Origin of the sequence: Geobacillus sp. WSUCF1 (genome assembly GCF_000422025.1) — a bacterium.
Taxonomy (GTDB): Bacteria; Bacillota; Bacilli; order Bacillales; family Anoxybacillaceae; genus Geobacillus; species Geobacillus zalihae.
Genome location: NZ_ATCO01000173.1, coordinates 1 through 11746, shown reverse-complemented (window position 1 = coordinate 11746; position 11746 = coordinate 1). Strand labels below are relative to the sequence as shown.

Sequence of the window (11746 nt, the reverse complement as noted above, 5' to 3'; positions counted from 1 at the left end):
TTTTTTTGCTGCCTCAGCCGCTCGGTTTTCGCCGCTGGCGATGCCAATCCCCATCAATGCCGAACCTTTATTCGACATGATCGTCTTCACATCAGCGAAGTCAAGGTTGATCAACCCCGGCACGGCGATCAAATCGGAAATGCCTTGCACCCCTTGGCGCAGCACATTGTCCGCTTCGCGGAACGCCTCAAGCATCGGCGTATTTTTGTCGACAATCTCAAGCAACCGGTCGTTCGGAATGACGATGAGCGTATCGACCGCCTCTTTCATGGCGGCGATGCCGCTTGCGGCCTGCGTCGCCCGCTTCCGCCCCTCAAACGTAAACGGGCGTGTAACAACGCCGACCGTAAGCGCCCCTAACTCGCGCGCAATTTGGGCGATGACAGGCGCCGCCCCAGTTCCCGTGCCGCCGCCCATGCCAGCGGTGACAAACACCATATCGGCGCCGCGAAGCGCTTCTTCAATTTGCTCTTTGCTCTCCTCAGCTGCTTTTTTTCCAACTTCTGGGTTCGCCCCCGCGCCCAAGCCGCGTGTCAGCTTCGCCCCGATTTGCAGCTTGATCGGCGCCTTCGACAAGTTGAGCGCCTGTGCATCCGTATTGACCGCAATAAACTCTACACCTTGCACCCCATGCTCAATCATCCGATTGACGGCGTTGTTGCCGCCGCCCCCGACTCCAATCACCTTGATCGTTGCCAACTGATCGACTGTTGTCTCAAACTCCAACATGGCCAAATCCTCCTAAAATTTCAATCTCTATTCAAAGAAAGAACCAAAAAATCTCTTGACCTTCTTCCCAAAATGGTCTTCTTTCTTTTTCGGTTTCGACTGCTGTTTTGGCGAGGAGCGCTCGACCGGCTCCACCGCAGCGGCAGCCGGGACCGTTTTCCCTTGCAGCTGCGCCTGCCGGTAGGCGAACTTGAGCAAGCCAACGCCGATCGTATACTGCGGGTCGCGCACACCGATATAATCCGGCATGGCAATGCGGACGCTCGTCCCTAAAACGACGTGGGCCAGCTCAAGCAACCCTGGCATATTGGCGACGCCGCCGGTCAGCACATAGCCGCCGGGGAGATCGCGAAACCCGAGACGACGCACTTCCTGCTGAACCATTTGCAAAATTTCTTCCAGTCTCGCCTCAATAATATCGGCGATCTCCAGCTGGCTGAACTGCTGGTGTTGATCGGTGCCCATGATCGGCACGCTGAACACTTCTTCCTCCGAAGCGTAGTCGTAAAATGCATGTCCGTGCTTCAGTTTGATTTTTTCGGCATCGTCCGTTGTCGTCCGCAATCCGATGGCCAAGTCTTTCGTAATGTGCTCCCCGCCGACCGGCAGCGAAGAGACAGCTTGCAGCGTCCCTTGCTCAAAGACAGCGACCGTTGTCGAGCCGCCTCCCAGGTCAACGAGCGCCGCCCCCAAATGCCGTTCGTCATCGGACAGCACGAGCGAACCGGCCGCCAGCGGCTGAAGACAAATATCGCTGATTTCCAAGCCTGCCCGCTCCACACAGCGAAGAAGATTATGTAATACCGTCTTCGCACCCGTCACCATAGTGCCTTCCATTTCCAAGCGGACGCCGAGCATGCCGCGCGGATCATGAATGCCGTCCAACCCGTCGACGATAAACTGGCGCGGAACGACGCCGATGATTTCCCGATCGGGAGGAATAGAGACAACTTGCGCGGCATCGATGACGCGGGCGACATCTTCATCGCTGATTTCCCGGTTTTCGCTCGCGACGGCGACAATGCCGTGGCAGTCATGGAGCTGAATATGGCTGCCGGCCACCCCGACGATCACACGGCGGATCGATAAACCGACCATCCGCTCCGCTTGCTCGACGGCCCGTCTGATCGACTGCACCGTTTTATCTATATCAACAATCGCCCCTTTTTTGAGCCCTTCCGCTTTGACATTGCCCACCCCGATAATATTGATGGAGCTGCCTAGCATTTCCCCGATGATGACTTTCACGCTCGATGTTCCGACATCCAGGCTAACGACGATCTCATTGCTGCTCATTTTTTGGCATCTGCCTACTAAAAACGCGCCGGTGCCGGCCGGCGTTTCAGTAAGCAGCGACACCTCCTTTTTCGGCTGAAATTTCCCATCTCTTTGTCTATTGGTCTATGTCTAGTTTGCGAGTTTCGCAACAACACGATATTTTGTTTTACCCTATATAATTCAACACGCGAAAACACTTTCCCTGTCTTTTTCCTAACTTTTTTCGCGATTGTACCGCCGCTTGGCCCACTCAGCAAGCCAAAGGCGGCGGATGATGGCAATGTTTTGAAACAAGCGGACGCCGAAGGCGAACACAGCCGCTAAATACAAGTCTACACCAAGATGCACCCCAAGAAAAGTTAAAGTTGCGGCCAGAACAATGTTGAAAAAAAACCCGGTTATAAATACGGTTTCGTCGTACGTCCGCTGCAGGTGGGCGCGCCATCCTCCGATTAATGTATCAAAGGCGGCCAAAATGGCAATCGACAAATAATGGGAATATTCATCGGGAACTTCCCAGCCGGCGAGAACGCCGATGGCAAACCCAAGAAGCAATCCGAGAAGCGGAAGCCACATGCTATTTCTCCTCCTTGCCGCCGTTTTCTGTCTCCATGTATTTCACATCAGGGCGGCTAGCCGCGGGCGGAATGACAACGAGCGGCTGGGGCTTGGATATGGACAGCTCCAAGTTTTCCACGGCGAAATCATCGCGGATCGGCGAAACGGCGAGCCCGCTGTACAGCTTGTCCGCATCATCGGCGATTGCTCTCACTTCGACTGGCAGCCTCACTGAGCGGCTCCCGACTTTCGTTGCGCCATTGACATCGCGAATGGCCGTCCGGTTCGTCAGTCGTTCACCGTCGATGGCGATTTCTTTCGCCCCGTATTTGTTCAACTCATTCACTAACCGTTGCAATAGCTCGGGCGATACGGCGGCAACGGCCGGACCAACGTAGCCGGCCGCCGAAAACGGCGCGATCGTCAACACGAGACCGCTTCCTCTCACTTCTGTCAGCCCGGCTTCTTCCCTCAGCTTCGCGACTGTCGCTTCAAGCTCTGTCGCGCCGCCCGCCTCGTGTTCCCGCCGGTAGCGGCGCAATGTTTCCTCGTAACTCTCTAGCTCCTCAAGCAGCCGTTGTTCAAGCTTCTGCTCTTTTGTCAAATCGGCGCGCAACTCCCAAATGTCGCGCGTGTCGCGTCCTTCCGGATGCAGCGTCGTCCGAAGCCCGACGGCCAGCATCACACCGAATATGGCAGCTACGCCGGCAAAATAGAATCGATTTTTCCGTTCCAATGCGCTTTATCGCCCCTTTCCGCCCGTTTTACGGCTCGGGCGCAAACACCGGATCCAACACGATCGCTCCTTGCTTTTCCACTTTTACGTCGATATGGTCTTCGACAAGTTCGTCAACGATGCCGCCGGGAAGCTCTAGAGCGGACATGAGCACGTCCGGATTGCCAATGGCCGAAATGACAAACGGAGCGGCATGCTGCGTTCCATCGACCTCAATGACTGGGCCGTTGCAGACGATGTATGAACGGTGGGAAATGCGCTGCCCATTAATCGCGACCGCTTCGGCGCCGGAAATGAGCAACTCGTGAACAACTTTCCATACGTGCTGTTCGTGAACGATATAATTGGTAGCGCTCGCTTCAGAGGGGATATAAGAGGAATCGGAAAGGGTGACTGCTACACCTTTCCCTTTCACCCTCGCTTTTCCGACATGCATGCGCAGCTGTTCCGCTTCTTTTGCCAATCCGGCCTCGTTCTCCTGCTCCTCGGCCAGCTTCTTCTCCCACGCAGCCAGCTCCTCCTGCTTTTTGACAAGCTGCTGCTTGAGCGACCGGTTTTCTTTTTGCAAAGCAAGAAGCGCCGAGCGATATTCGTACTCTTTTTTCCACTCGCTGTCGCTCCATTCGCGGCGGGATGCTTCGTTTTTCGCATGTTGGTACGAGAACCCGAGCATGGCGCCGAAGATCAAGCAGATCAACGTCAGCAGGAGGCGGCTACGGGCTTGTCGTTTCATCGCCATCCTCCTTTTTCGGGGGGGAGTAAGGAACAAAATAGCTGCCGACTTCCAAATGAATGACTCCTTTGACGTTTCGGTCAAGCGCGGCGACAATCGCAGGATAATGCGACAGCTTGTCCGCAAATTGCCGGATTGTCGCGCTTACTTCATAACCGTCATTCATGTAGACGATGACGCGGTCTTCATATTCCCTCGTCGGCTTGTAGTGAATTTCCGACATGGCGCCCAGCACGGCCGCGGGCAGTTCGGCGAGCTGCCCCGTCATTTCAGCAATGGCGTCGCCGTCTTTCCAGCCGACAAGCACCGGCGCATCGCTTGGCGCCGTCTTCGTCCCTTCTTGCTTTAACAGCCGCCCGTTTTCAAGCAATGGAAAAAACGTTTGCCGGTCATACACATAAGCGATTCGCCGCCATTCGCGGACGTGGATGGCGATCGTGTTCGGCAGCTGTTTTTCCACTGTTGCCTCCTTAATTTCTGGATGGCGAGTGAGCTTTTCTTCCACGTTTTGTTCATTCACTTTCCAAAAGCTTGTCCGCTTCGTAATGCCGCTTAAGCTGATGATGCGCTCCGCTGTGAGATGACGGTTGCCGCTCACTTCCACATGCCCGACAGCGCCAAGCGGCGACTGGAAGTAAAGGACGCACAAAATAAATAGAAAAAAGAAAGATAAGTACGCAATGAGCCGGCGGTTCGCTTTCTGGCGGCGCCGCTCCTTCAGTTTCGGCACGCGGTCCTCCAAGACGACGACTTTTCCCTTTTCCATCGCATTCCCCGCTTTCTTCTTCAACGCCCGCGCTGAAACGACCGGTATAAAAACAAACGGCATCCGCTGCCGTTTCTTTGTTTTTGCACTTATTTTCATTATATCACAAATGAATGCAAGAGAGAGCCTGTTTTTATCGCATTTGCCGGCACCGTTCGACGATGGGCTGCGTTCGAGAGACGCCAAAAAAACGGCGGACATCCGCCGCTTGCCTAATACCGGGCATGCCTGCTGATATTAAGCAGCACGCCGATGGCCATCAGCATCAACGTCAGCGACGATCCGCCGTAGCTTAAAAACGGGAGCGTGATGCCGGTAACGGGCATCAGTCCCGTCACAACGCCGATATTGATCATCACTTGAATCGCGATCATCGAAATAATGCCAAGCGCCAAAAAACTTCCGTACAAGTCAGGGGCGCCAAGGGCAATGCGCACGCCGCGCCAAAGAAGAAGGGCAAAGAGCAGGAGAACGAGTGAACCACCGATAAAGCCGAGCTCTTCAGCTAAAATGGCGAAAATAAAGTCGGTTTGCGGCTCCGGCAAGTAAAAAAACTTTTGTCGGCTCTGCCCGAGCCCAAGGCCGAACAAGCCGCCCGGCCCAATGGCGTACAGCGACTGGATGATTTGAAATCCGCTTCCAAGTGGATCTTCCCATGGGTTTAAAAACGATGTAATCCGCTTGATTCGATATGGAGCCGACAGGATGAGGGCGGCAAGCCCAGCGAGCCCCAAAACGCCAAGCCCGGCAAAATGCTGAGACGGCGCCGGCGACGAAAATCATCGTCACGCACGTACCAACCATAACGGTGCCCGTTCCTAAGTCCGGCTGCAGCATAATCATGCCGAACGCGGCAAACACAAGCAAAAGCGCCGGCAACAGTCCTTGTTTAAATGACGTAATTTTTTTTTGGTTTTCCGATAAATATTTGGCTAAAAACGCGATCATCGCCAGCTTCATAAACTCGGACGGCTGGATCGAAAACGCCCCGACGCCGATCCAGCTGCGCGACCCGTTGCGAACCATGCCGATGCCGGGAATGAGCACAAGAACGAGCAGCACAAAACAGACGCCAAGCAACACTTTCGACCAGTCGCGCCACACCCAATAATCGATGTTCATGACAAAAAACATAGCGATAATGCCGACGCCCGCAAACAATAGCTGGCGCTTGGCGAAGAAAAACGAATCGTTGAATTTGTATTCCGCCCAAATGGCGCTCGCGCTGTACACCATAATAAGTCCGATGGCCAAGAGCGAAAACGTCAAAATCATGAGCAAAAAATCTGGCGCAGACTTTTTCCGCGGCAATGCCCAACACCTCTATTTTTGTAAACTAGAGGGGAAGGGCTGTCCCTTTCCCTCTATTTCAACTTATGCACGGCATTGATAAAAATGTCCCCTCTCTCCTCGAAAGTTTTGTATTGATCCCAGCTGGCGCATGCTGGAGAGAGCAAAATGACGTCGCCCGGCTCGGAAAGCTCGAAAGCAACCGGGACGGCTTTTTCCACATTATCGACATATCGGATCGTTTCTATTCCCGCTTTTTGGGCGATGCGGCCGATTTTATCCGCCGTCTGGCCGAACAGTACGACCGCCTTCACCTGTTGCAAATACGGGAGAAGATCATCAAACTCATTGCCGCGGTCAAGCCCGCCGGCCAACAAAATGACCGGCTCGCCGGCAAACGCTGAAAGCGCCTTTTGCGTCGCTAAGATGTTCGTCGCTTTCGAGTCGTTGTAAAACCGCCGGCCGTCAATTTCCGCCACATACTGAAGCCGATGTTTCACGCCGGAAAACGTCGCCAGCACCTGGCGGATCGCCTCATCACTGGCGCCGGCCAGCTTGGCGGCCGCCACCGCCGCTAAAATGTTTTCCAAATTGTGCTGTCCAGGAAGAACGATGTCAGCGATTCTGATAACGGGATCACCGTTCCAATAGATGGCGCCATCTTGAACGTACGCCCCTTCGCCAAGAAGCTTCGTCGCCGAAAACAGCACTTTTTGCGATCGAACCGAGGAGGCAATGTTCATCACGAGCGGATCGTCGGCATTGACGACGGCATAATCGCGCTCCGTTTGATTGCGGAAAATGTTCGCCTTTGCCGCTGCATACGCCTCTTTCGTTCCGTGGTAGTCCAAGTGGGCGTCGAAAATATTGAGCAAAACCGCAATGGTTGGGCGAAACTTGTCAATGCCGGCAAGCTGGAACGAAGACAGTTCCATGACAAGCCATTGCCCCGGCTTCGCTTCCCTCGCCACCTCGCAGGCGACAAGGCCGATGTTGCCGGCAAGCAGCGGATCTTGGCCATCCGCTTTTAACATTTCGTAAATGAGCGTCGTCGTCGTCGTTTTTCCGTTGGACCCGGTGATGCCGATAAACGGCCCTTCGGAAATGTGATAAGCAAGCTCCACTTCGGTCACAACCGGAAGCCCCTTCTCAAGCGCCTTTTTCACCATCGGGTTCGTGTACGGAATGCCCGGGTTTTTCACGACAAGGTCAAACGGCTCATCAAGCAGTTCAAGCGGATGACCGCCGCAAACGACGCGAATGCCGAGCGGTTCAAGCTGCTTGGCCTCCATGTTTTCCGAAAGCGGCTTTTGATCATTGACGACGACCTTAGCGCCTAACTCCGCAAGAAGCCGAGCTGCCGCCGCTCCGCTTTTCGCCAATCCAATGACAAGCACACGACGATGTTGATAAAAACGAGTCGGTTTCAATTACATCCACACCTCGATATAAATTGCTAGCATCGCAAATAAAAGGCCGACGGCCCAAAACGTCACAACGATCCGCCATTCTGACCAGCCGACAAGCTCATAATGATGATGAAGCGGACTCATGCGGAACACGCGCCGTCCCGTCGTTTTGAACGAAGCCACTTGAATGATGACCGACAGCGTCTCGATGACAAACACACCGCCGATGATGACAAGCAACAGTTCAAGCTTCGTCAGGACAGCGACAGCGGCGATCGCCCCGCCAAGTGCGAGCGAGCCGGTGTCGCCCATAAACACTTTCGCCGGGTGGGCGTTAAACACTAAAAAGCCAAGCACGGCGCCAACAACAGCGACGCAAAATACAGCGACATCGTACTGGCCTTGATTCCAAGCCAAGACGGCATAAGCGCCAAAGGCGATCGCCGCCGTTCCGGCAAGCAGCCCGTCAAGCCCGTCGGTCAAGTTGACAGCGTTCGAGCCGCCGACAAGCATGAACAACAAGAGCACGCCGTACGCCCATCCGAGGTCGACCGACCAATCGGCGCCGGGAATATGTAACACCGTCGAAAAGCCGCTTTGGCGGTAGACGGCAAAAAAGATGGCTGCGATCAGGAGCTGGCCGATAAATTTTTGCCGGCTCGTCAAGCCAAGATTTCGCTTCATCACGACTTTGATCATATCGTCGAGGAAGCCGAGCACCCCATAGCCGACGGTGACCAACAACAGCAAATACGTCCTCGTCGACAAGCCGGCGATTTTCGGCGTGATCCATAAGGTCGTCGCCACAATCGCCAACAAAATCATGATGCCGCCCATCGTCGGCGTGCCTGATTTTTTTTGATGCGACTTCGGCCCTTCCTCGCGGATGCTTTGTCCGAATTTCAACCGCCGCAAAAACGGAATGAACAGCGGCGATAAAATGACAGTGATGAGAAAGGAAGCCGCCATGGCCATGATGATCACTTGTTCTCGCATGCATTGTCACATCCTTTAAACGGCCGAGCGTCCAGCCATCGCTTCTTCAATTTCGCCAGCCGGCGACGCACGGCCTCCCCAGCGATGGGGCTGTCTTCGGGAAGTTCGAAGAAAAACTGCGCCTCCCCCTCGCCGCCTTGCTCTAAATACCGTTCAAGCAATGCCGCGGCCGCCTCGAGCGGCGACGGAACGAAAAAAAAGTGGAAATTGGTTAGGAATGTAGCGCGGCAACGGTTCGCCAAGAGGCCAAAACGAACCGATCGCCCCGTGTTCAATCGCTGTTTTCAATGTTTCCGCCCCACGCTCAAGCGGGACGAACAATCCTTTCTTCACCTGCTGGATCGGATCGACGAACACGGCATGAAAACAAATCGTTTCATCGACAATGCCGCGCGCCTCCACCGCCATCGATTGCACCATCCTGTATGCGATCATCGTCATCCTCTCTCCTTCACTGCCGCTCGGGCAACAGCACGATCGTCAAACTCAATCACATCATTGCCAATGATTTGATACGTTTCATGCCCCTTGCCGGCAATCAACACAACATCGCCTTCCTGCGCCTGGCCAATGGCGTAGCGGATCGCCTCTTCACGGTCAGGAATCGTCACATGCTTTCCGACCTCAGCGCTTACTCCCGCTTCCATGTCGCGCAAAATTTGCTGCGGGTCTTCCGAGCGCGGATTGTCGGAGGTAAAAATAGCGACATCCGCATACCGCACCGCCACCTGCGCCATGAGCGGGCGTTTCGACCGGTCGCGGTCGCCGCCGCAGCCGATGACGACATACACGTTTCGCTTCGCCAATTGGCGCACCGTTTTTAAGGCATTTTCTAAACTGTCCGGCGTGTGAGCGTAATCGACGATGATCGTAAAGTTTTGCCCTTCATCAACCGTTTCAAACCGACCCGGCACCGGCTCGACATCCGCAAGCGCCGCGGCGATCGTTTCAAGCGAAAAGCCAGAGGCAAGGCAGGCAGCGGCAGCGGCGAGAATGTTATAGACATTGAACGAGCCGACAAGTTTCGTTTCGACCGCCGCCGATCCGTGCGGCGTGCACAGCCGAAACGCCATGCCGCCTGCGGTCATGCGGATCTGTTCCGCCATCACATCGCTTTTTTCCCTCATCCCGTATGTGACGATCGGCGCGGCCGTCATATGTTTATAATACTGCGAAACCGGATCGTCATGATTGAGAACGGCAAATTTCGGCCGCCGTTCGTCGTAGCGGTTGCCGAGCTGGGCGAACAAAAGCCCTTTGGCGTTCCGATATTCTTCCATTGTCCCGTGATAATCCAAATGGTCTTGCGTTAAGTTCGTAAAGACGGCCACATCGTAATCGCAGCCATGCACCCGCCCTTGGTGCAGCGCGTGCGACGACACTTCCATGGCGACAAACTCCACTCCTTCATCGACCATCTGTTTAAACGTGCGCTGCAAAATGAGCGACTCCGGCGTCGTATTGGCCGCCGGATAGGAGCGGTCGCCGACCTTGATGTGAACCGTGCCAATGAGCCCTGTTTTCTTGCCGGCTTTTCTCGCGATTTGTTCGATGATCGACGTTGTCGTCGTCTTGCCGTTTGTGCCTGTCACTCCAATTAAATGAAGGCGGTGGGTCGGCCGTCCGTAAAATGCGTCCGCTAAAATCGCCATCGCCCGCCGGCTGTCCGACACAAGAACGACGGGAACATCAACGGAAAGCGGTCGCTCGGCCACGATCGCCGCCGCTTTGCGCGCCACCGCTTCCTCGGCAAAGTCGTGTCCGTCTACTGTAAACCCTTTAAGGCAAAAAAAGAGAGAACCGGGGGCAACGCGGCGCGAGTCCATTTCGAGCGCCACGATATCGGGATTGCCTCCATGGTGCACCCAAAAACCGGGCAAGTGTGACAGCAGCGTCAGCAGTTTCATATTTCGTTCATCCCTTTCGCTTCGAAATCGTCCGCTCCGTTAGGCAGACAGCGGAAAAAGGGGCACAACCAACCCGATGTGTCATCGCATCGGTCGCCCCTTGCACGTTCGTCTTACCGTTCTTCCGCCGCTTCGCGTTTCGCCAAATAAATGCGGACCGTTGAGCCTTCTTTCACTTTCGCCCCTGGCTTCGGGGATTGTTCCACAACGACATCTCCCTCGCCACTAACATCTAATTTTAAGTCAAAAAGCTGCTCTTGCAAATCATTTTTTGTCATTCCGATCAAGTTTGGCACTTCAATGACTTTCGGCTCGTTCCAGTCGCGCTCCTTCTCGAGCTGGTCTTTGCGGGGCTTCACGCCCAACGTGCGCAAACTATCTTCCATAATTTTCCCCACAATCGGGGCAGCGACCGTGCCGCCGAACTGAACCGTTCCTTTCGGGTTGTCGACGGCGACGTACACGACAAGCTTCGGGTCATCCGCCGGAGCGAAGCCGATGAACGAAACGATATGGTTGTTTTGCAAATAGCGGCCGCCTTGCGCCTTTTGCGCCGTTCCCGTTTTTCCACCGACGCGGTACCCTTCGACATACGCCTTTTTCCCTGTTCCTTGAGCGACGACGCTCTCAAGTGCGTAACGGACTTGTTTCGATGTTTCCTCGGAAATGACGCGCCGTTTCGCTTTTGGCGTGTTGCGGCGGACGATCTCTCCTGTTTCCGGGTCGACCCACTGCTTGGCAATGTACGGAGTGTACAAAATGCCGCCATTGATTGCCGCCGACACGGCAGCGACTTGCTGGATCGGCGTCACCGACACTCCTTGGCCAAACGCCGTCGTTGCCAGTTCCACCGGCCCAACCCGTTTCAAATCAAACAAAATGCCTGTTCCTTCGCCTTGCAAGTCAATGCCCGTTTTCTCACCAAAACCGAATTGCTTAATGTAACGAAACAACGTCTCCTTTCCAAGCCGCTCGCCAAGCTCGACAAACCCCGGGTTGCACGAGTTTTGCACGACTTCCAAAAACGTCTGATCTCCGTGGCCGCCTTTTTTCCAGCAGCGAAGCGTAGCGCCGGCTACTTTGGCGTAGCCCGGGTCAAAGAAATGGTCTTTCAGCAAATTCACCTTATGTTCCTCAAGCGCCGCGGCCAGCGTAATGATTTTAAACGTCGATCCCGGTTCGTACGTGCTCCAAATCGGCAAGTTGCGGTTGTAAATTTCCGGAGGAACGCTCCGGTAATCCGCTGGATTGAACGTCGGGCGGCTCGCCATCGCCAAAATTTCACCGGTGTTCGGGTCCATGGCGATCGCGATGATGCCGTCCGGATTGTATTTCGCCTCCGCG

At 54.9% G+C, this 11746-nt stretch carries 12 protein-coding genes and 1 pseudogene; all 13 read right to left on the bottom strand.

Features of this window, described 5'->3' with window-relative positions; genetic code table 11:
* Positions 1 to 729 (bottom strand): cell division protein FtsZ (ftsZ, locus tag I656_RS02090; protein WP_020756485.1); only part of this gene is annotated, 729 nt, incomplete at its 3' end.
* A gap of 27 nt (positions 730 to 756) precedes the next feature.
* Positions 757 to 2025 (bottom strand): cell division protein FtsA, encoded by a 1269-nt coding sequence (gene ftsA / locus I656_RS02095; RefSeq protein ID WP_033006544.1) that lies wholly within the window; start codon positions 2023 to 2025, stop codon positions 757 to 759.
* 195 nt (positions 2026 to 2220) lie between these two features.
* On the bottom strand, positions 2221 to 2583 hold the full coding sequence (locus I656_RS02100) for a small basic family protein (protein WP_020756483.1): 363 nt from the start codon (positions 2581 to 2583) through the stop codon (positions 2221 to 2223).
* A gap of 1 nt (position 2584) precedes the next feature.
* Positions 2585 to 3301, bottom strand: a complete 717-nt coding sequence (locus tag I656_RS02105) for a DUF881 domain-containing protein (protein ID WP_020756482.1) — start codon at positions 3299 to 3301, stop codon at positions 2585 to 2587.
* Positions 3302 to 3329: 28 nt separating this feature from the next.
* Positions 3330 to 4034 (bottom strand): DUF881 domain-containing protein, encoded by a 705-nt coding sequence (locus I656_RS02110; protein ID WP_011230621.1) that lies wholly within the window; start codon positions 4032 to 4034, stop codon positions 3330 to 3332.
* Positions 4015 to 4800 (bottom strand): cell division protein DivIB, encoded by a 786-nt coding sequence (gene divIB, locus I656_RS02115; RefSeq protein ID WP_190300072.1) that lies wholly within the window; start codon positions 4798 to 4800, stop codon positions 4015 to 4017. The genes I656_RS02110 and divIB overlap by 20 nt, the downstream gene beginning before the upstream one ends.
* Positions 4801 to 5012: 212 nt before the next feature.
* Positions 5013 to 6111 (bottom strand): annotated as a pseudogene (spoVE, locus tag I656_RS0116695) (stage V sporulation protein E).
* A 53-nt stretch (positions 6112 to 6164) separates the two neighbouring features.
* Positions 6165 to 7520 (bottom strand): UDP-N-acetylmuramoyl-L-alanine--D-glutamate ligase, encoded by a 1356-nt coding sequence (murD, locus tag I656_RS02120; protein WP_020756478.1) that lies wholly within the window; start codon positions 7518 to 7520, stop codon positions 6165 to 6167.
* Positions 7521 to 8495, bottom strand: a complete 975-nt coding sequence (mraY, locus tag I656_RS02125; protein WP_020756477.1) for a phospho-N-acetylmuramoyl-pentapeptide-transferase — start codon at positions 8493 to 8495, stop codon at positions 7521 to 7523. It lies immediately after the preceding gene.
* Positions 8480 to 8656 (bottom strand): hypothetical protein, encoded by a 177-nt coding sequence (locus tag I656_RS19420; RefSeq protein WP_020756476.1) that lies wholly within the window; start codon positions 8654 to 8656, stop codon positions 8480 to 8482. Before I656_RS19420 ends, mraY begins: the two co-directional genes overlap by 16 nt.
* Positions 8649 to 8930: a hypothetical protein gene (locus I656_RS19415; protein WP_235048657.1), complete on the bottom strand. Its 282-nt coding sequence runs from the start codon at positions 8928 to 8930 to the stop codon at positions 8649 to 8651. The genes I656_RS19420 and I656_RS19415 overlap by 8 nt, the downstream gene beginning before the upstream one ends.
* Before the next feature lie 2 nt (positions 8931 to 8932).
* On the bottom strand, positions 8933 to 10402 hold the full coding sequence (locus I656_RS02130) for a UDP-N-acetylmuramoyl-L-alanyl-D-glutamate--2,6-diaminopimelate ligase (protein WP_020756474.1): 1470 nt from the start codon (positions 10400 to 10402) through the stop codon (positions 8933 to 8935).
* A gap of 113 nt (positions 10403 to 10515) precedes the next feature.
* Positions 10516 to 11746: penicillin-binding transpeptidase domain-containing protein (locus I656_RS0116685; protein WP_033006542.1), on the bottom strand; the 1231-nt coding region annotated here is incomplete at its 5' end.